This window comes from Roseofilum reptotaenium CS-1145, from assembly GCF_028330985.1.
GTDB classification, from domain to species: domain Bacteria; phylum Cyanobacteriota; class Cyanobacteriia; order Cyanobacteriales; family Desertifilaceae; genus Roseofilum; species Roseofilum reptotaenium.
The window spans coordinates 35313-55641 of sequence record NZ_JAQMUE010000084.1 but is presented as its reverse complement, the minus strand read 5'-3'; the positions used below and the strand labels follow the sequence as shown (position 1 = coordinate 55641).

Annotated in this window: 21 protein-coding genes; 11 read left to right on the top strand and 10 right to left on the bottom strand. The window is 44.9% G+C overall.

Going from position 1 to position 20329, the window contains the following annotated elements; all coding sequences use genetic code 11:
* Positions 1 to 99: 99 nt before the first annotated feature.
* Both PN466_RS18585 and PN466_RS18580 read right to left on the bottom strand, forming a co-directional pair.
* Entirely contained in the window at positions 100 to 894 is a 795-nt protein-coding gene (locus PN466_RS18585; protein WP_271942222.1) for an SWIM zinc finger family protein, read from the bottom strand.
* Positions 895 to 903: 9 nt separating this feature from the next.
* The gene (locus PN466_RS18580) at positions 904 to 4050 is read right to left on the bottom strand and encodes a DEAD/DEAH box helicase (RefSeq protein ID WP_271942219.1); all 3147 of its coding nucleotides are present in this window, start codon (positions 4048 to 4050) and stop codon (positions 904 to 906) included.
* A 168-nt stretch (positions 4051 to 4218) separates the two neighbouring features.
* On the opposite strand from PN466_RS18580, the gene PN466_RS18575 reads away from it, so the two are divergent.
* The 3 genes from PN466_RS18575 to PN466_RS18565 all read left to right on the top strand — a co-directional run bounded on the left by PN466_RS18575 (position 4219) and on the right by PN466_RS18565 (position 6335).
* Positions 4219 to 4536: a nucleotidyltransferase domain-containing protein gene (locus PN466_RS18575; RefSeq protein WP_271942217.1), complete on the top strand. Its 318-nt coding sequence runs from the start codon at positions 4219 to 4221 to the stop codon at positions 4534 to 4536.
* Entirely contained in the window at positions 4533 to 4940 is a 408-nt protein-coding gene (locus PN466_RS18570) for a HEPN domain-containing protein (RefSeq protein ID WP_271942214.1), read from the top strand. The genes PN466_RS18575 and PN466_RS18570 overlap by 4 nt, the downstream gene beginning before the upstream one ends.
* Positions 4941 to 5063: 123 nt before the next feature.
* A complete protein-coding gene (locus tag PN466_RS18565; RefSeq protein WP_271942211.1) occupies positions 5064 to 6335 on the top strand; it encodes an EAL domain-containing protein in 1272 nt (423 codons plus the stop codon).
* A gap of 65 nt (positions 6336 to 6400) precedes the next feature.
* Here PN466_RS18565 and PN466_RS18560 read toward each other — a convergent pair whose 3' ends face one another.
* Both PN466_RS18560 and sufR read right to left on the bottom strand, forming a co-directional pair.
* Positions 6401 to 6781: a hypothetical protein gene (locus tag PN466_RS18560; protein WP_271942208.1), complete on the bottom strand. Its 381-nt coding sequence runs from the start codon at positions 6779 to 6781 to the stop codon at positions 6401 to 6403.
* A gap of 114 nt (positions 6782 to 6895) precedes the next feature.
* Entirely contained in the window at positions 6896 to 7591 is a 696-nt protein-coding gene (gene sufR / locus PN466_RS18555) for an iron-sulfur cluster biosynthesis transcriptional regulator SufR (protein ID WP_271942206.1), read from the bottom strand.
* Between the two features lie 168 nt (positions 7592 to 7759).
* On the opposite strand from sufR, the gene PN466_RS18550 reads away from it, so the two are divergent.
* From PN466_RS18550 to PN466_RS18530, 5 genes are all read left to right on the top strand, one after another.
* On the top strand, positions 7760 to 8131 hold the full coding sequence (locus PN466_RS18550) for a ferredoxin-thioredoxin reductase catalytic domain-containing protein (protein WP_271942203.1): 372 nt from the start codon (positions 7760 to 7762) through the stop codon (positions 8129 to 8131).
* 147 nt (positions 8132 to 8278) lie between these two features.
* Entirely contained in the window at positions 8279 to 9715 is a 1437-nt protein-coding gene (gene sufB, locus PN466_RS18545; protein WP_271942200.1) for a Fe-S cluster assembly protein SufB, read from the top strand.
* Positions 9716 to 9717: 2 nt separating this feature from the next.
* Positions 9718 to 10485, top strand: coding sequence for a Fe-S cluster assembly ATPase SufC (sufC, locus tag PN466_RS18540; protein ID WP_271942197.1), 768 nt, complete (start codon positions 9718 to 9720; stop codon positions 10483 to 10485).
* A gap of 1 nt (position 10486) precedes the next feature.
* Complete coding sequence (gene sufD / locus PN466_RS18535) at positions 10487 to 11866, top strand: Fe-S cluster assembly protein SufD (RefSeq protein ID WP_271942195.1); 1380 nt, start codon at positions 10487 to 10489, stop codon at positions 11864 to 11866.
* Positions 11867 to 11979: 113 nt separating this feature from the next.
* Positions 11980 to 13236, top strand: a complete 1257-nt coding sequence (locus PN466_RS18530) for a SufS family cysteine desulfurase (protein WP_271942402.1) — start codon at positions 11980 to 11982, stop codon at positions 13234 to 13236.
* Between the two features lie 249 nt (positions 13237 to 13485).
* Here the strand turns inward: PN466_RS18530 and PN466_RS18525 are convergent, their stop codons facing one another.
* Both PN466_RS18525 and PN466_RS18520 read right to left on the bottom strand, forming a co-directional pair.
* Positions 13486 to 13947 (bottom strand): DUF2127 domain-containing protein, encoded by a 462-nt coding sequence (locus PN466_RS18525; protein ID WP_271942192.1) that lies wholly within the window; start codon positions 13945 to 13947, stop codon positions 13486 to 13488.
* 87 nt (positions 13948 to 14034) lie between these two features.
* Positions 14035 to 14214, bottom strand: a complete 180-nt coding sequence (locus tag PN466_RS18520) for a hypothetical protein (RefSeq protein WP_271942190.1) — start codon at positions 14212 to 14214, stop codon at positions 14035 to 14037.
* Positions 14215 to 14598: 384 nt separating this feature from the next.
* On the opposite strand from PN466_RS18520, the gene PN466_RS18515 reads away from it, so the two are divergent.
* Positions 14599 to 14778, top strand: coding sequence for a pentapeptide repeat-containing protein (locus tag PN466_RS18515; protein ID WP_271942188.1), 180 nt, complete (start codon positions 14599 to 14601; stop codon positions 14776 to 14778).
* Between the two features lie 163 nt (positions 14779 to 14941).
* Here PN466_RS18515 and PN466_RS18510 read toward each other — a convergent pair whose 3' ends face one another.
* Together PN466_RS18510 and PN466_RS18505 are read right to left on the bottom strand one after the other, a co-directional pair.
* Positions 14942 to 15217, bottom strand: a complete 276-nt coding sequence (locus PN466_RS18510; RefSeq protein ID WP_271942186.1) for a hypothetical protein — start codon at positions 15215 to 15217, stop codon at positions 14942 to 14944.
* The gene (locus PN466_RS18505) at positions 15214 to 15783 is read right to left on the bottom strand and encodes a hypothetical protein (RefSeq protein WP_271942183.1); all 570 of its coding nucleotides are present in this window, start codon (positions 15781 to 15783) and stop codon (positions 15214 to 15216) included. The genes PN466_RS18510 and PN466_RS18505 overlap by 4 nt, the downstream gene beginning before the upstream one ends.
* A gap of 283 nt (positions 15784 to 16066) precedes the next feature.
* On the opposite strand from PN466_RS18505, the gene PN466_RS18500 reads away from it, so the two are divergent.
* Positions 16067 to 17104, top strand: coding sequence for an N-acetylmuramoyl-L-alanine amidase (locus PN466_RS18500; protein WP_271942180.1), 1038 nt, complete (start codon positions 16067 to 16069; stop codon positions 17102 to 17104).
* A gap of 142 nt (positions 17105 to 17246) precedes the next feature.
* On the opposite strand, the gene PN466_RS18495 is transcribed toward PN466_RS18500, so the two are convergent.
* Positions 17247 to 17576, bottom strand: a complete 330-nt coding sequence (locus PN466_RS18495) for a zinc ribbon domain-containing protein (RefSeq protein ID WP_271942177.1) — start codon at positions 17574 to 17576, stop codon at positions 17247 to 17249.
* 293 nt (positions 17577 to 17869) lie between these two features.
* On the opposite strand from PN466_RS18495, the gene PN466_RS18490 reads away from it, so the two are divergent.
* Positions 17870 to 18940 (top strand): CHAD domain-containing protein, encoded by a 1071-nt coding sequence (locus PN466_RS18490; RefSeq protein ID WP_271942175.1) that lies wholly within the window; start codon positions 17870 to 17872, stop codon positions 18938 to 18940.
* 177 nt (positions 18941 to 19117) lie between these two features.
* Here PN466_RS18490 and proX read toward each other — a convergent pair whose 3' ends face one another.
* Positions 19118 to 20191, bottom strand: coding sequence for a glycine betaine/L-proline ABC transporter substrate-binding protein ProX (gene proX, locus PN466_RS18485; RefSeq protein WP_271942172.1), 1074 nt, complete (start codon positions 20189 to 20191; stop codon positions 19118 to 19120).
* Positions 20192 to 20329: the final 138 nt, after the last annotated feature.

The following is a 20329-nucleotide window of genomic DNA, read 5'->3' as shown; positions in this document are numbered from 1 at the left end:
GAAGCGCTCTAAGCAATCCCTAAAATGCCCATTATGCCTTGATCTTCATGCTCGAGGATGACAATGGTAAACGGTTTTGTCGATCAAATCTTGATTACACTAATCTCCTCGTAAGGCTGATCTGGTGGCACTTTGGCTCACATCCTGATATAAGGTTTTTAAATAAGCCATTAACGATTTAGACTCCGGGGCTTTAGTGCGTTCGGTTACAATTGGCCCTAGCACATCTAACACGGTTTCTGGATTCACTGGCGGGGCAATGACCACGAGGGATGACTCTAACTCGCGATCGTAGCGCCAAAACTGGTCTAGAGCAACCTGGGGATAGGTCAGGGGTGGGGGTTCGGTGCTGGCACCTTCTGGCCCCATTCCGCGCTTTTCGCGCAGAGCAGAGATAATATTATCCTTACTCTTTCCGCGCAATTGAAACAGTACAAAGGGATCGGCACTGAAGCGATCGCCTAATAAATAATACACGGCAGCGATATGTTTACAGGGATTTGCGGGATCAGGACAACTACATCGTGAATGAACTTCACCCAGCGTAAACGGAAATAAGCTTAACCCATTGGCAGCAAATACCGATTCGATATTATCCGGCATTTCTCCAGCTAACAATTTCGCCACATAAATCGCTTTTTCCGATAAAGTCTCAATCACATTATCCCAATCTTCCGAGGTAAAGGCATCTAACCAAATAGAAAGGCGATAGGGTTCAGGATCGGTTCCTTGCACCTCTGCCACCACTTTTTGCTCTTGAAACTGAATCGATAATACATGGCCTTCCCGCGCATAATTTCGCCCCCGCTCCAGTCGTTTCTTAAACCGATAAGAATTGAGCAAGTCTAACCATTGCTGCGTCCACCATTCTCGCTCGATGCCATAGGAATTCATCTTTCCCTCCTAGTCTTCCGACTGTTCTAATAATAATAAATCGCGCAGTTGATTGGAGTCTAAACTAGCTAGCCAATTTTCTCCTGAACCCACCACTTGTTCTGCGAGTTCCTGCTTGCTGGCAATGAGATCGTTAATCTTTTCTTCTAATGTGCCTTCGCAGACAAATTTATGCACTTGCACATTCCGAGTTTGACCAATGCGAAATACTCGGTCTGTGGCTTGATTTTCCACGGCTGGATTCCACCATCGGTCAAAGTGAAAAACATGATTGGCACGGGTTAAATTCAAGCCGACACCGCCTGCTTTTAGGGATAAAATAAACAGTTTTGGCCCTTGAGGATCGTGTTGAAAGCGGTCAATCATTTCTTCTCGTTGCGCTCTTTTGGTATTGCCGTATAGGAAAAAGACTTCGGATTGAAATTCTTGTTCTAAATAAGGTTTGAGCAATTTGCCCCATTCGGAAAACTGGGTGAAAATCAAGGCCCGATCGCCGACATCAACCACTTCATCGAGCATATCCCGCAAGCGCATCAGTTTCCCGGAGTTTTCCGGCTGTTTCAGCTTGCGCTTCTTCAAGAACTGTTCGGGATGATTGCAAATTTGCTTTAATTTGGTGAGCAGTGCTAAGACTTCGCCATGGCGTTGAATTCCTTGCGCTTGCTCAATTTCGGCTAAGGCTTTTTCGACCGCTTCTTGATAGAGCTGCTTTTGCTCATCCGAGAGAGGACAGAACACGGTCATTTCCTGTTTTTCTGGCAAATCTTGGATAATCGTGCGATCGGTTTTCAATCGCCGCAGGATAAAGGGTTGGGAGAGCGATCGCAAGGTTTGCAAGGATTCGCGATCGCCGTATTTCTCAATCGGAATCGTAAACCGGCGTTGGAAGAACTGCCGATTGCCCAAATAACCGGGATTGAGAAAGTCCATAATTGACCAGAGTTCTTGCAAACGATTTTCTACCGGTGTTCCGGTCAGGGCAATGCGAAACTCTGAGGTTAACTCGCGCACGGATTGGGACTGTTTAGACTCTGGATTTTTGATGTTCTGAGCCTCATCTAAAACTATCCCTTGCCATTCTACCGCTTGCAATTCTTTTTGGTCTCGAAAGACTAAGGGATAGCTGGTAATCACCAGCTCTTTACTCTCAACGGCTTTGACAAACTCCTTATTTTTAAATCGCTTCATTCCATGATGAAGCACTATTTTTAAACTGGGTGCAAATCGTTTAACTTCCCGTTGCCAATTACCTAAAACGGACGTGGGACAAACCAATAATGTTGGTTTTTTGAGCTTTTTCTGTTGTTTCAAAACCAACAAAAATGCCAAAAACTGAATGGTTTTCCCCAGTCCCATATCGTCGGCTAAACACGCCCCTAAGCCCCATTGCTCTAAAAACGCCAACCACCCCACACCCCTGGATTGATAGGGGCGCAACTGTCCGTTAAACGTCTCTGGAGGGGCGATCGCCTCAATCGTGCGTGGCTCCATCAAACGAGTCAGTAACTCCCCTAATTGATCGGAAGCCTGAAAGTCCACCACTGGCAGCTTTTCCACCATCTGTGTATCCCCGGTACTGATGCGCAGAGCATCTTCGAGGGATAAACTCATTTGGTCTTTACGCTTGGTGAAAAACTCCTGAGCGACGCGCACATCTTGGGGACGCAACTCCACCCACTCCCCATTAATTTGCACCAAAGGAGACTCTAAGGCTACCAATTGGTCAAATTCTTTCTTAGAAACTCGCTGTCCCCCTAGGGTTAATTCCCACTTAAATTGCAATAAACTTTGTAAACTTAAGCGATCGGTTTTCTTCCGTTTGGGCGTGTCAGCCACCAAGCTTAATCCTAAGCGATTAGAAAATCCCTGTTCCGGTGCGAGAGAAGGGGGCAAAATTACGCCTAATCCACTTTCTCTCAATCGTCCCACGATGGATTTAAGGAATTCATAGGCCTGTTGGGGATTAAGCCGACAAAATAGGGGTTGGGACGTATTTAAACTGTCTTCTAAAGAAGGAAAAATGCGCGAGGCTAATCCTAATCCAGCTAAAAAAGTTTCTTGAGGATAATGAATGGTATAGCCTTCATAGAGTAGAGATTCTACAGGATTGCTCCAAATCGTATTGGCATCGACAATACAATCGGGATTTTCGACTGATTGTAATCCATATTCTAGTAACCAATCCTGACTTTTTCCTTGGGGAGGATGGAGTTTTAAGACAGTGCTAAAAGCGCTCTCCTGATCCAAGTGTTCGATAGGAGCTATCCACTTCGTGAGGGTGGTTTTGAACTTTTCAAGTTCTGGGGTGGGGGAGAGGGGTTTACTGCTACCATTTAAGCTTTGCAGCCATTGGCCGATCGCCCCTTTCACATTCGGTAAGGGAGTCTCCTGTTTCTGGATCTGGGCATTTAAAGTTTGGCTCAAAAAGTCCCACAGCAAAGGTTTGGGCGCAGTAGGAAAATCCAGTTTAAGACCCTCTTCAGCCGGTTGATAGGTGTGGCAACTTCCCGGCATGAGGCTGCTCAACTGGCTAAAACGGTGGCGATCGCTCTGACTATCGAGTAACGGTTGCCATTGGGCGATCAAAGACCCCTCCTCCTCAACTGTGAGGACAGGCAAAAACTTACACCGCGCCAGCAAGTCCAGACTCCACCGGCTAATATGAGACCAAAATCGCAGATCCGCGCCCAACCAAGCTGGGCTAGACTCTAATAACCCTAGGGGCAGACTTTGCAGAAAGGGCAGGGTTTGCTGGGGAGTCAGACAGAGCGATTCAATCTGCCAAGGGTGAAGGGTAATATCTGGATTTTCTTCGTCTTCCCCGGAGGCGATCGAGTATAGAGGAGTACAGATAACCCCCGGGGTTTTCTTACGTTTCGATTTCGGTGCAGATGCTGGAAACTGAAGCAGGGTAGGTAAAGCCAGTTGCAGGGGGGCGATCGCTACTGTCTCCAAATCTGGTAAAGCCCTTTGCACCGACTCTGGGATCTGACTTGACTGTAACCAGGATTGCAGTTCTGTCACACTCAGGGCAAAAGGATGGGGCGAAATGGCAAAGGGTGAGGGAGTGCATTCTTCAGGGGAAACTCTGCGCCAAGTTTCTGCCCAAATCACAAATTGATGTTGAGTTAACCAACTCCCGTGTAAAATTGCCATGCGATCGTATTTTTAAAGTTGAGTCAAAGTGAGGATACTTTAGGGGCGACTACACTCAATTTCTCATAGCCACCTAATTTCAGTAACCATATCACGACAATGACCCAATGGATCGCTAAGGAGTCGGGAGTGAGTTAAATTAGAGTTAGTGTTAGGATATTGTCTACCATGAAAGAAGAAGATCGTCAAGTCGCCTTAGCGTTTTCTAAACGCTTAACCGAAATCATGCCAATTTTGGAGTTACGAGTATTTGGTTCCAGGGCACGGGGAGATGCGACGGAAGAATCGGATCTAGATGTGTTTATTAAAGTAGCAGAGTTGGATCGAGTCAAGCGCGAACAAATTTATGATGTGGCCTGGGAGGTTGGTTTTGAATTTGAGCGAGTGATTTCTACATTTGTCGTGACACAGACAGAAATAAACCATGGGGCTGTGGGGGCGAGTCCGTTGTTATTCAAGGTCTTCAATGAAGGCATTGCGGTATGATTAATCCTCAGTTACAGTTATTAGTTGAATATAGACTCTCCCAAGCCCAGGAAACTTTACGAGAAGCTGAGATATTATGGGAACAATCAGCCGTTCGGGGTTGTATTAATCGGTCATACTATGCGATGTTTTATGCGGTTATGGGTTTGTTAGCCATTCAGGGATTAGGGACATCTAAGCATAGTGGGGGAATTAGTCTTTTTGACCGTGAGTTTGTCAAGACAGGCATTTTTACCCGTGAATTATCCCGAAGTTTGCATCGGGCATTTGATGAACGACAAGCGAGTGATTATGGAAAAATGTTAGCACCCGATCAAACGTTGGCCACAAGTTTATTAGAGCAATCGCGTTTTTTTGTCAGTCAAATTCAGAGATATATAGAAAACTGGAAATTAAACGGATAAGATTCCTACAGATTGTTGTGCATACATACCCAGTGACCTGCTACATTTCTGTAGACAGTAGGAGAGTAGTTATAATCTATGAAGTAGTTGCCAGCCAACTCAGATCGATATTTGGGAAGCATCATGATCTTTAGCGTGAAGTCCAAACTCTACGAACGGCTTCAAACTCGCCGGATTCAGTCCGGAGACTCGATCTTTTATGAAGGCGATCGCGGAGACTTCGCTTATATTATCGAAGAAGGAGAGGTAGAAATCTGGACTCAGGTAGAAGAAAAACGTCGGGTTCTCAATCATCTTAATCCCGGCTCCATGTTTGGTGAAATTGCCCTAATTGATGGTCAACCCCGCTCTGCTTCCGCTACTGCTTTAACCGATGTCATTCTCACAGTCGTCACCAAGGAACAGGTTAACCGACGCATTCAAGAAGCCGATCCTTTGTTGCGAATGTTACTGCTGATGGTGATGCGCTATTTTCGCTCAGAAACTCAAAATTTCCGATCGCGCACTAACGCTTTAGCACCTAAATTTTTCCTAGAGCAACTCTACCCTAACATCAATCCCCAAAAAGGTCTCTCCTTTCGACTCACAGAAGCGGTGGATTTAATCCGCATGGAAAATGAGTTACGAACCGCCTTGGATGAAGAACAATTTAAGCTAGTTTATCAACCCATCATTAATTTAGAAACCCACACCATCACCGGCTTTGAAGCCTTAATTCGCTGGCAGAGTCCCAACCGAGGATTTGTTTCTCCAGATGAATTCATTCCGTTGGCAGAATCGACTTCTTTAATTGTGCCCATTGGTCAATGGGTAATAGAAACCGGATTAGAAGCACTCAAGACTCTTCAAAAACGGGTCAACTATCCCGTGAGCATGAGTTTTAATATTGCCAATTGCCAAATTGAAGAACCTAATTTTCTAGAGTTTTTACTCAATTGTACCGATAGACATGGACTCAATTATCAGCAAGTGAAGCTAGAGATTTTAGAGCGGACTTTATTTGATAGCGAACGGGCAATTGCCTGGGTGCAGCAATGCCAGGCTTTAGGATTTCCGTTGGTTTTAGATGATTTCGGCACAGGATATTCTAGTTTGCAATATCTGAATGAATACCATCTCGATAGCCTAAAAATTGATAAGTCATTTGTCCAGGGAATGAATGTGAAAGAGCAGAATAAAAGTTGCAGTATTTGTCAAGCAATGGTCGATTTATCCAAAACCTTGGGCATGACCGTAGTCGGTGAAGGGATCGAGACTGATGAGCATTTGCAAGCGCTAAAATCCTTTGGCTGTACTTACGGTCAAGGGTATTTCTTTTCGCGACCTCTTCCTTTAGAGCAGGCGATCGCCCTCTTTGAAGACCCTCGGTTTAGGGCAATAGGGGATAGGAAATAGGAAGACGCAGGCGCTCCCTTCGACACTTCGGCTTCGCTCAGTGCGGCGCTCCGCTCAGGGAGCGGTTAGACTTCAATGCGGCGGTCTTTTTCAAACCAGAAAACAATATCGATCACCTTTAAATCGGTTACCTTCACTTGGATTTCCTGGGCAATTTCATTCAAGGGAACCCGTGCTGAACTCACCAAACGTGCAAAAAAATTGATAAAGCTCTCATCAAGATCGATAATCTTCTGAATATGGGGGTCGTGTTTCACCCAATCGGCGATCGCCTCCTCAGAAATCGACTCTGCGGGTTGATGAGTCTGTAGACTAATCTCTCTCAGAGCGCGACAGGCGTAAATCGCTAGTCGAGTAGAAAACTTATCAGCCGACGATAATAAGGCTGAATCGACCATCATCGCTTCTTCTTCAGTGAGAAATTCGACTGGTAAGCGGGAATTCATAATCGATTAAAAATCAAAAAGGCTTGCATTCAACACTATTCTTTCCCACCCAACCCAGAAGCTTGAGAAACGTAAGGTTTATTTAATTGAATTTTCTGGAACGATCGCCCAAACTTAAGCTGATTCAGCCGTATTCATCAACGGTGCAATTAAATAACCACAGCGATGTTCTCCATCAATAATCCAATGGGTGCGTTCCACCTCACAATCAGGAAACAGATCCGAAAACATCTCCAATTCATGGCCACAGACCGTCGGAAACGATTCTGCTACATCCGCAATGGCACAATGATGTTCAGTTAACATAAATCGAGTCGCCCCATTCGGATTCTGGGCATCCGGTTCTACAGCATACCATTGGGCCATATAGCCTTCTTGCTGTCGGAGTTCCACCAACTTCTCCACTCGTTCGGCGATCGTGCCATTTCTGAGGCGATCGCGGTAAACTTGCGCTTTACGTTGCCATTGTTTCTGCAAAATAGACCCCACTTGGTCTTTGCCCACCGTTTCCGCTAAAGTATCCAGAAGAGCCACAGCAAACTCACCGTGATTATTGGGGAAGCGATCGCGACCCTTTCGACTCAAGGAATACCAATGTTGGGGCCGTCCCATCGAAGAATGTCCCTCCTTATCCCCATGCACAACCTCATACTCAATCAACTCCTCCCCTTCCAAGTCCTTCAGGTGTCGCCGAATCGCTTGGGGACTAACCCCCAAAGCCTCGGCCAAGCCCAAAGCTGTTGCTCGACCATCCTTGAGTAGGTACTCCAGAATGGTCCGTTTCGTCGAGATTTGGTGAGCGATTCCCATGATCATCACAAAACTTAATCACCACTACAGCGTACACATGATGCCAAAATTAGAATTTGACAACAAACTTGTTGCTAAACTACGCTAAACTCATAAGTAAAGCAACAATCAAGTTGTTTAAACCCATTATACTCAGTTTAATTCTGTTCGTTCATTAAAAATTTGCCCATGACCCTATCATCCCAACCCCAACAAGCCACAGAGCATAGTCTAGAAGCGATGCGGAAATTTTCCGAAAAATATGCGGACAATACCGGCACTTACTTTTGTTCCGATCTGAGCATCACAGCCGTCGTCATCGAAGGACTCGCCAAACACAAAGACGAACTTGGCGCTCCCCTATGCCCCTGTCGTCACTATGAAGACAAAGAAGCCGAAGCCAAAGCTGCTTACTGGAACTGCCCTTGCGTCCCCATGCGCGAGCGCAAAGAATGCCACTGTATGCTTTTCCTCACCGAAGATAATCCCTTTGTTGGCACAGAAAGAAATATCAGCATCGATCAAATTCGCGGTACGACCAACACCGTCACCACATCCTAAGCTCATCAAGGAATAGACCTCTTGCATAAGTGGGTAGAAAATAAATAGTAATGGAGTAATCTTGCATTTTTATTCCTATTCCCTCACCTTCTGCAAGAAGTCTAATAGACCCAGCCTTGTCCCACCAGTCAGTAGAGAACACCCACCATGTCCACTAGCGTTAAAACTCTAGTCAACCAACCCTACAAATATGGTTTCATCACCGACATTGAAACCGACAAAATCCCCAACGGCTTAAACGAAGACGTAGTCCGCCTGATTTCCGCCAAGAAAAATGAACCGGAATTCATGCTCAACTTCCGTCTCAAAGCCTACCGTCGATGGTTAGAGATGAAGGAACCCACATGGCCCCATCTTCAATATCCCCCCATCGACTACCAAAATATTAGCTATTATTCGGCTCCGAAACAGCAAGATAAAAAGAAAAGTCTCGATGAAGTTGACCCCGCTCTCCTAGAAACCTTCGAGAAACTCGGTATTCCCTTGTCCGAACAAAAACGACTCTCTAACGTTGCCGTTGATGCCGTTTTTGATAGCGTTTCTATTGCTACAACTTTCCGGGAAAAACTCGCCCAAGAAGGCGTGATTTTCTGCTCCATTTCCGAAGCCGTTCATGACTATCCCGAACTGGTAGAAAAATATCTCGGTAGTGTAGTTCCTGTCGGAGACAATTACTTTGCGGCTCTCAACAGTGCCGTATTTAGTGACGGTTCCTTTGTGTATATTCCCAAAAACACCCAATGCCCTATGGAACTGTCCACCTATTTCCGGATTAACAGTGGAGATACCGGACAATTTGAGCGCACCTTAATTGTAGCTGATGAAGGGTCTCAGGTCTCCTACCTGGAAGGCTGTACAGCTCCGATGTACGACACGAACCAACTGCACGCGGCAGTTGTGGAATTGGTCGCTTTAGATAATGCCGATATTAAATATTCCACCGTACAAAACTGGTATGCAGGAGACGAAAATGGCAAAGGTGGAATTTATAACTTCGTGACCAAACGAGGAATTTGTAAAGGAGTCAATTCTAAAATTTCCTGGACTCAAGTGGAAACCGGTTCTGCAATTACCTGGAAATATCCCAGTTGCGTGTTAGTCGGCGATAATTCCGTGGGCGAATTTTACTCGGTTGCTCTCACCAACAATAAGCAGCAAGCAGATACGGGAACCAAGATGGTTCATGTGGGCAAAAACACTCGCAGCCGGATTATTTCTAAAGGAATTTCTGCCGGTGGTTCTGCCAACAGTTATCGGGGTTTGGTCAAGGTTAACCCCAAGGCAGAAGGGGCGAGAAACTATTCCCAATGTGATTCCATGCTAATTGGAGATAATGCCGAAGCCAATACATTCCCCTATATCCAGGTGCAGAATAATTCTGGAAAAGTGGAGCATGAAGCCTCGACTTCCAAAATTGGGGAAGACCAACTCTTTTATTTTGCCCAACGGGGAATTTCTGCCGAAGATGCTGTCTCGATGATGATTAGTGGCTTCTGTAAGGATGTGTTTAATCAACTGCCGATGGAATTTGCGGTAGAAGCGGATAAGTTATTGAGTTTGAAACTAGAAGGAACAGTGGGTTAAAGATGAGCATTTTATCAGTACGCAACCTCACCGCTAACGTGGCGGGACAATCGATTCTCAAAGGGTTAAATCTGGAAATTAATGCCGGAGAAATCCATGCGATTATGGGACCCAATGGGTCTGGGAAAAGTACGTTTTCTAAGATTCTTGCCGGTCATCCTGCCTATGAAGTCACGGGTGGCGAGGTAATTTATAAAGGTGAGAATTTGTTGGAAATGGAACCAGAAGACCGGGCAACTTCTGGGGTGTTTCTGGCATTCCAGTATCCCTTGGAAATTCCAGGTGTAAGTAATTTAGACTTTTTGCGCGTTGCCTATAATTCCAAACGCAAACAAGAGGGTTTGGAAGAGTTGGATACGTTCGACTTCCAAGATTTGGTAGAAGAGAAGTTAGAAGTCGTAAAAATGGATGCGGCATTTTTAGATCGCAGTGTGAATGAAGGGTTTTCTGGAGGGGAGAAAAAGCGGAATGAAATTCTGCAAATGGCCCTTCTAGAACCGACATTGTCGATTTTAGATGAAACGGATTCAGGCTTGGATATTGATGCGCTGAAAATTGTCGCCAATGGGGTAAATCAGTTGACGCGCCCGGATAATGCGGTATTGATGATTACCCACTATCAACGGTTGTTGAATTATATTGTCCCCGATTATGTGCATGTTATGGCAGATGGCCGAATTTTACGCACGGGGGATAAGGAGTTGGCTTTAGAACTTGAATCTAGGGGATATGACTGGATTCTAGAGGAAGCATTACAGGGGGTGAAATAGGATGAATACGCTTTCAGTTGGGGCGATCGCCTCCATGGATCTGAATCGGGAAAGTCCCCGGTTTCAAGCCGTACAACAGCTTCTGAACACTCGTCTAGGGTTCGATCGCCCGCAACTCGATCCAGCTCTGGTGTCTTTAATTCAAGCAGTACGGGAATATGGAGCGGCGATCGCCTCGGAACTTCAGTTCCCCAGCTCCCAGGATGAGGAATGGCGGTTTACAGATATTTCTCGCCTCTTGGGGGTGAATTTCCAACCCGCTACTTTTCCGGAGGAAACCCTCAAGATTGATATTACGCCCTTTATCCTACCCGAGGCAGCAAACAGTCGTCTGGTATTCGTCAATGGGGTGTATTCTCCCGATCTCTCGGATCTCTCTGGCGTGAATTTAGAAACCGTCACCCATCTCTTATCAGGGGTGGTTCCGGAAGCTAAACTCAATCCCTATTTAGGCAAACAACCGGGGACTCAAGAGGTGTTTACTGCCCTAAATAGCGCCAGCTTACAGGATGGGGCGCTGGTTTGGATACCAGCCAATCAGGTTGTCGAAACGCCGATTCATGTGCTGTTTTTATCGGCGGAGAATGGGGAACCGGCACTTGCCAGTCCTCGGACTTTAGTGGTTGCTGGAGCGAACAGTTCTGTTACCTTAGTTGAACAGTATGTTACCATTAGCAGTTGTCCCGCCGCTCCCGGAATTACCCCCTATTTCAGTAATGCAGTTACGGAAGTTTGGTTAGAGGATAACGCCCAGGTTAACCATACTCGCATTCAGCAAGAAGGACAGCAAAGTATCCACATCAGCAAAACCGCAATTTGCCAAAACCGCGACAGTCGATATACCCTGAATGGCATTAGTCTAGGAGCGGGTTTATCCCGTCACACCATTGATGCGATCCAGCAGGGAGAAGGAACCCAAACGACTCTCAATGGCTTAACTGAAATCACCGGCAAACAATGCTCTGATACCCATAGTAGTATTAATCATTTGTATCCCAATGGCAGCAGCAACCAACTGCATAAATGTATTGTGGATCGGAATGCCCATGCTATTTTCAATGGCAAAGTTTTTGTGCCTAAAGCTGCTCAGTTAACCCATGCCCAGCAGCTCAATCGCAATTTAATTTTGTCAGACAAAGCAAAAGTAGACACCAAACCTCAACTGCAAATTACCGCCGATAATGTCAAATGCTCCCATGGGGCAACGGTAAGTCAGTTAGAAGAGGAAGAGGTCTTTTATTTACAAAGTCGGGGCTTATCTCAAGAAGCGAGTCGTCATTTGTTAATTGATGCCTTTGCCAATGATATTTTATCTCGTATTCCCCTAACTTCCTTGCAAACTACCCTGGCTCAGTGTCTCTCGTGCCGGACTCATTTTTGATCTGTGTGAGCCAACCTAAAAAAAGGGGGGAAATAAAACATCTCTATCCCCCCATCTCCCTATCTCCCCATCCCCCAAACTTTCCCTAATCATTCTCTATTCATAACCCTATGATGACGTTTACCCAGCCCAAACCCCTAGCTGCCCTTGTCCGAGATGATTTTCCGATTCTTCATCAGGAAGCTCACGGACATCCTTTAGTGTATTTGGATAATGCGGCAACTTCCCAAAAACCCAGGGTTGTTTTAGAGACTTTACAGCACTATTACCAGCGAGATAATGCCAATGTGCATCGGGGCGTGCATTTACTCAGTTGTCGCGCTACGGAAGCCTATGAAGGCGCTAGGGATAAGGTTGCAGGGTTTGTGAATGCGCGATCGCGTAATGAAATCGTCTTTACCCGGAATGCCAGTGAAGCCGTTAATCTCATTGCCTATGCTTGGGGATTAAATACCTTAAAACCGGGGGATGAAATCATTACTTCGGTGATGGAGCATCATAGTAATTTAGTGCCTTGGCAAATGATTGCCCAGAAAACCGGAGCAGTCCTAAAGTTTGTCGAGCTAACAGACACGGAAGAATTCAATTTTGAGCAGTTTAAGTCCTTGCTCAGTCCCCAAACCAAATTAGTTACAGTTGTCCATGGTTCTAATACATTGGGCTGTATTAATCCAGTGGAAGACATCGTGCAGGAAGCCCATAAAGTCGGCGCAAAAGTTTTAATTGATGCCTGCCAAAGTGCCCCCCATTTAAAGTTAGATGTTCAAGCCATTGACTGTGATTGGTTAGTGGCTTCTGGTCATAAAATGTGCGGTCCTACTGGCATTGGGTTCTTGTATGGCAAATTAGAATTACTTGAAGCGATGCCACCCTTTTTGGGGGGTGGGGAAATGATTGCTGAAGTATTTCTCGATCGCGCCACCTATGCCGAACTGCCCCATAAATTTGAAGCCGGAACCCCTGCCATTGCCGAGGCGATCGCCCTGGGTGCAGCCGTCGATTATTTAACCGGTATTGGATTAGACAAAATCCACGCCTATGAATTGGAACTAACCGACTATCTGTTTGAGCAACTCCTGCAAGTTCCCGACATGAGAATTTACGGGCCAAGACCCAGCCAGAAGACTGTTAGAGCCACCCTCGCCACTTTTACCACGGGTGATATTCACGTCAATGATATCTCCTCCCTCTTGGATCAATCGGGTGTAGCGATTCGTACCGGACACCATTGCACCCAGCCCTTACACCGGATTTTAGGGATTAATTCCAGCGCTAGAGCGAGTTTATATTTCTACAATACATTTGCAGAAATCGATCGCTTTATTGTTGCTCTGAAAGAGACCTTAGCGTTTTTCAAAAGTATTTTGTAGCACACTACTGATATTTAAAGACGCGAGGGGCTGGGAACCCTTTTCTAGGGTGGCACGATAGAACAATAGTTATTGCTAGAGTGCTTACAGCGGTTTGTGATGTAATGAGAAATGGTATAACCAACTCCTTCTCTGCTATAGCAGAAAAGGAGTTGGTTAGGACAGTTAGGTGATGGTTTAAGGCACTCTAGCAACAGGCACGAATCGCAAGAGAAAATGTCCTAACTCTCCCTTTCTCTGCTATAGAGATCAGGACAATTTGGCCATTTTCTGTTGCTGCTGGAGATGATTGAGCAAATAGAAAAAGACCAACAAATTCAACCCTAAAAGGATGACATGATTGGCTGAAGGATGGTGAATCGATTGCCAAACTTCCACCGGTAGAGGTAACCCAGCTAATAGGGTAACAAGAAAATTTCCCCAGGATTTTCCATACCATAACCCTAGGGTTGCTGTTCCTAATCCTAGGGCATAAACACTAGCTATTCTGGCAATCAATTGCAGTTCGGACACTTGATGATGGAGGATGTAATGAACAATCCATTCAATGGTGCTGTATTCTCCATTAACCAAGTAGCCTTCTGCCCACTGTGGGATCGCCTCATAATTTCTCCAACTCCAAGCCGAGGCGATCGCTAAAACAGCCATTACTGCTGCGAGAAACCCTTTATACATAATCACCAACTTTAAGCCCAAAGAATGTTCTTCCATCTGCGATTCTATCCATTTCTACTTACTAAGGGAGAGAACGAACTTTATCGTTCACAAACCCATTAAAAGTCCTATACCCCACCTTCCTTAAATTTTCCATTTCTTACGCCAAGCTGCTTCTTTTTTTAGGTAATCGATTAAGAAATTTGTATAACTCCAGTATTCCAGTTTAAAAGAATTACGTGATTGATGCTCTTGATAAGAATAAACAGGAGGATTATCACCATCAGCAGTTTTGAAAAATAAAAAATAATAGTCTTGGTGCATAAAAAAACAAAGAACTCTGTGGGAGTGATAAGGGAAAATTATCATCTTCCGCGATCGCCGATACTGCAAGAGTTCTAGAATTCACTAAGGACAAGTGTTTTCCCAGTTTGACAGAAGAGAGTTACTTTTGCTGAAGAAGAAGATTTCGCCATTCTCAAAAAGCAGAGGATTTATGCCCAGCCTGGTACGACTCTTGATGAGATCGTTAAACTGTACGGAACTTAATTGGAATGACTATAGCGTTTCTCTCTTCTATGAGGTACAGCTTGAAGCCTTAGAACCTAAGCCATACAAGCTATTGCCTATTCCCTATTGCCTATTCCCTAGCGCGAAGCGCTATATAATCTGAGCGACTTTCAAGGGACTTAGGAAGAGCTGGAACAGATGAGCGAGAGCGAAAGGCAACAATTACCGGGAATTAATTTGAGCGAAGCTGAGTTATATGAAACAGACTTAAGTGGTGCCAACTTAGTCGGAGCGAACTTCAAAGAAGCAAAACTGAGGGAAGCTAACTTAATGCAATCCAACTTAGCTGCTGCACAGTTAAATAATGTTGAATTGTAGGAAGCTAGCCTGAGTATCGTAATTTTCGGCCAGAAGACAATCGATTAGAAAATCTAGTCGCTGTCTGCACCGGTTGCCACTTGGGATACCACCGAAACCGCCGAGGGAATGTTCCCCCAGGACAATTAGAATTATGGTAACGGGCAATTGGTAATCAGTACACCTATCCTTGATGGCGCTTAAAGGGAATTGTATTTCCTTTTTGCGTTTCTTCTGGAGTTTCAGCCTCTTCATATTCTACATTCGGTGCTATTTTAGACTCTTCTTCTTTCAAAGAACCTTTCTTTTCTGGATCGTGCCAAGGAGAATCGTAACGGTTCCACGGCAAAATTGGCCTTTTGGGCAACTTATTGGTTAGTACCGTAATATTATCCTGATCCGGTTCCGGCAGGTTGACTTTCTTTTTGGGAGGATTGGGATTGTCCGCAGTGGAACTCATAGGGCAAAGTAAGTCAAAACAGTAGGGAAACAAGCCATCCCTGGACAGAAGTTAGCCACTACCATATCTGTCAGAATCACCAGCGCCAACATCCAAGTCGCATAAGCAGCATAGGAGAGGGATTGGGAGATATCATCAAGGCGTTGTTTATTGGCATTATAGGCTTCTGACCAGTTAACCAACATTTGGAGTTGATACTCCTCCGGTGAGAGGGAGAGGTAAGTTTCGAGGAATTTGCGATCGCCTAAATTGGGGCTGACTGCCATTTGCCGAGGGAGAAATGCCGAAATCAGCAATGTAAAGTTTACAAGAAAGCCCAGCAACTCAGCAACTGTGATCAGGTTAGGTACTAGCACCAACCGAGATAGGGTTAAACTGGTTAGCAAGGCTCCATTCGTTACAAATAATATATTGAGTTTAGTGGTTAGGGTTTGGTTTTTCTGTCGTTGTTGTTCAAGGACTTCACGGGCATCTCCAACAGCGAGTTTTAGGGTACTGGCAGATAAGGAGTCTTCAGAAGGTTCAGGAGCGAGGGCATCAAAGAGGGAATGCACGATGGCAGTCATGGTGGTAGGAGGTTTTATTCAGTTATAGGGTGAAGGGTGGAGTTAGCCAAAACCTTGGCCAGTTCTGTTTCCTATTATGGTGCATTCTGAACCGGTTTGGGGAGAGGACTTTTACTCGATCTTGGGGATTTTGTGGGTCAGGGAGAGGGGTCACGAACTAGGTTAAATTGCGGATCGAGGCGATCGCTCTTTTTAAAGAAAGCTTCTTTTTTGCCCAACTTTAATATTCTAGACGAAATCCCTGAAATATAATGAGGTCGATATCTTAGGATCAGGCAAGTTTATGGGTCAAATCATTCGGAAAATCTATTTACACTGGAGTGGAACTCACTATAACTGGGCAACTCCTGGTCATTACCATACTATAGTCATGAGTGATGGCACGGTTAAACGGCACACCGGCTATGACCAAATGTTGCGGACTCATACTTATGCCCGCAATGCTAATTCGGTTAGTATCTGTTGCTCTTGTATGGGAGGAGTGGCTTGGCGAGATTATCCTCCTACTAATATTCAGATTGACAATATGTGTAAAGAAGTTGCATCCCTAGCCCTAGATTTGGGTTGGGGTACCAACGATATTACCATCTCTACTGTCATGACTCATGCAGAAGCAGCCGCCAATCGGGATTTCTCCAAGTGGCAAGCTTGGCGAGGTACAGGAGTTTCTTTTGGTACAGCTAGATATTATGGTCTCCCCCATGATAATTATGGCCCCATTAGTTGGCATGATGGATGGCCTGGAGGAACAGCAGAGCGCTGGGACTGGTGGCAACTGAAATCTTCCGATCGCGGTGGTGTAGGGGGTGATATCCTTCGAGATAAAATCCGTAATTTCATGCAAGCTGCTGCCGATCCGGACTTACAAAAGATCGAAAATTATCAACAAGAAACAGAATGTCGGCTCTTCTTTGGGGGTCGAGTAATTTCTACAGGATATATCCTGTCTGATAACCGGTGTTATGCTCGGTTATTAGATTTAACCTCACCCTTCCAAATCAGAATTGGTACAGTCCAAAGCGGGGACATCCGGTTTATTAACCTACTTTCGGATAAATACAAACCTCAGTATATGACCGATGCTCCTATTATTCCCAATTTTCCCAATGTTGACATTTACCTAAATCGTCCCTTGGATGTGAATGGAAATGCCATTGGTGACCAAGATTTCCCTGTGCAACCCTTTGTGCAAGGAGTTTTATTAAAGCGTTCTACTTATGTCATCTTGGCAGATTTCTGTAAAGAATTAGGCATTGATTATGCTTATCGGGGTGCAGATAAGTCTATCCATTTAGGCACGAAAACAGCCCCTCCCATGTAAATGCTTTTTGTCTTGGTGACACTCCGCTTAACAAGGGGCTGAAGCCCCTTGTTAAATAACGGTTCTTTCTGGGTAATGGGTTAAGTTACTTGCGTGATTCTATCAAGGCTTCATTGAAGGGATGGTTTAAGCTGAAGGGGAATTAGCTACTCGAGTCAGCACCATGGGTAGAGCTTTGATTTCGATAGTAAATGGGGTCTTCTCCGTCTTTTGCCGTGACGTTTTCATAAACGCCGTCATCCCGCTTGACTAATTTACTAAACCCTAAATTTTTGTAATCATTATTGCTTGTGGGAATACTGAGCATAGGCGCGCTCACTAAACGACGCACCGGTGCATCTAAGGGGGTGCATTCAGGATCAATATGGGCTAATTCACACAGTTTTCCCCAAGTGTCGATGGTCTGATTGAGGGAATGAAAAACTTCCACCTGGCGATTATTACTAGGGCAGAAATAATCGTAGAGAGGCATAATAATCTGTAAATTGAGAAAAGGTTGATCTATAGTTTAGTATATAGGGCTTAGAGACCAATTTCAATAGATGGATGGGTCAAGGCTTGCTTGTGTCGATCAATTGGGCGATCGCCATGGGTGAGTCAGTTTGAAAGCAGAAGGCAATGATCTGTACTAACGGATACAGTTTAGAGTTGTGAAGTTTTGATAATTCAAATTACTAGGAGAGTGTAAGTCGGTTATCCTAGATCTTCTTAGCTAAATATCCTAAACAGCTAGAGCGATTCATTTGATTGTAAGGGGCACAGACGATGATTCAACAGCGACACTCTCAAACGCAACAGTTAAGAGATTGGGCTTATCTGGGCATGGAAAAGTATTTCCACAAAGCGATTGCTTATGAACAGAAGGTTTTAGCTGACCAAGATCCGGAAGATTTACATCAGATGCGGGTTGGAATGCGCCGGTTACGCAGTGCAGTTACCGGTTTTGCCCCCATTTTAGACTTACCCCCCCAGATGAGTAACAAGCGGATTGGTAAAATGGCAAGAATCCTGGGAGAGTTGCGAGATTTAGATGTGCTGCAAGAAGCTCTGCAAGAGTATCAACCCCAAGTAAAAGCTAAGGAGCAACCCTTATTAGAGAAAGCCTTGCAAAAATTATCCAAACGACGCTCTAAAGTTTTCAAAACCGTGAAAAACTTCCTCAAGGGTAAGACGTATAAGAACTTTAAGCAGTCGGTAAACACATGGTTGGAAGAGCCGCACTATCAGAATTGGGCAGAACTACCGGTTAATAGTGTATTACCCGATCTCTTGTTACCTTACATTAATCAATTATTGCTGCATCCAGCTTGGTGGGTTGGGGTAACTGTAGATGGAGAGAAAATCAAGCGGCAAACTCGGTTAACTCTCAAGGGGGCTGAAGCCCAGATTTCAGAACAGGGCGAAGCATTACACGATCTGCGCAAACAAGCGAAACGGGTACGCTATCAAATGAGCTTGTTTAGACAGCATTATGGGCCGGTTTATCAAGAATATGTGCAGGAGATTAAGCAAATTCAGGAAGTCTTAGGCACGATTCAAGATACTTTGGTATTGGAAGCTTTTTTGGATGAAGTTCTACCTTCTAACTGGAGACAGGAAGGGCCTGGATTGACTAAGCTGTTGACTAAACAGCGTTACGAATGCTGGAAAGAATGGTACAAGTTGCAACAGCGGTATTTAAATGAACTGGTTCGTCAAGGACTAAGACAAGCCGCGATCAGCCCCTTGATTGCGATCGCCGTAACGGACAACAATACACTGGACTCAAAAGACCTACCAGAAGAGATGAATTCTGGTAAAACAACCAACCATCGTCACCTGCACAATAAACACTAATCCTCTTTCTTTTCGTTGATAATGCTCGACTCAACAAGGGGTCTCCAGCCCCTTGTCTACCCAAGTATGGATCGATGGCAAGCTGAAAGAAAATGGGTATCATAGCAGAGAAAGGGAGAGTTAGGACATTTTCTCTTGCGATTCGTGCCTCTTGCCTCAAACCATAACCTCACTGTCCTAATCAAGTCTTTCACTGCTATAAGATTCAACGTCCATCGCTTGTTCTACCCAACTATCAAATAACTCTTGATTGTCGGCAATCCACTGATTAACGTGGCGATCGATATCTTCGGGTGTATTTTCTCCCTCTTGCATGAGCAGGTTTTGAGCATTAATATCGTCAATGGGAATTTCCACCACTTCAAAGAGCTTTTTCGCAGCAGGATTGGCTTCCACAAACGCTTTGTTTGCGGCAATCCTCATGCGATCGACAACAAAACCGAGATTTTTTCCATGAGCTGTGGTATCAGCTTCGGAGGCCTCCCCTTGTGCTTCTGGCAGAGCTGTATAGGGTACTTCCATCCAAATGGTTTCTTCACCTGGTTTCAATACACCACCAACCCAGTGAGGAGTCCAAGTGTAAAAGAGAACGGGTTCTCCTTCTTTGTAGCGAACTATAGTATCGGCAATCAAGGCAGAATACTGACCCTGATTGTGTTCAATAGTATCCCACAAACCATAAGCATCTAAATGATGTTCGATTACCAACTCACACCCCCAACCGGGATCGCATCCCGTTAAATTCGCTTTTCCATTACCATCGGTATCAAAGAGTTGGGCAATTTTAGGGTCTTTGAGCTGTTCTAAACTGGTAATGTTATATTCATCGGCAGTTTTCTTATCGATTTGGTATCCTTGTGATACCGCAGGGGTTAGGACTCCAATTTGGGCTAATTTTTCATCCCCACCCCCATTTTCATAAAATTCAGTGTGTAGCCTTTCCCAATTTACAGCAGTGTACTGTATATCTCCGCTGCCGATCGCTACATAGAGGGTTGGAAAGGTAAGTTCTTTGGGAATTTCAGTCTCGTATCCCAATTGGTCTAAGGCTTTGTTGACAATTTCAGTATGAAACCGCGCTTCTAGCAAGTTACTATGGGCGGAGATTACTGTTACTCCTTCCCCAGGTAAGTCGCCAGAAGGTTCTGTAGTATTATTGCCACCAGAGGTATTGTTACAGGCGATCGCCCCCAAGAGCAAGCCAGCTAACATTGTACCGAAGGTGAGCGATTTTATTCTCAATTGGATCATCGATTTACTTCACTAACACAATAATCAGATCTCTGCTCTGTTTACCGATTAAGACTAGACTCAAAAAACAGGCCAGAGGATATGAATTCTGGTAAAACCATCAACCCTCGTCACCTGCACAATCAACACTCATTCCTT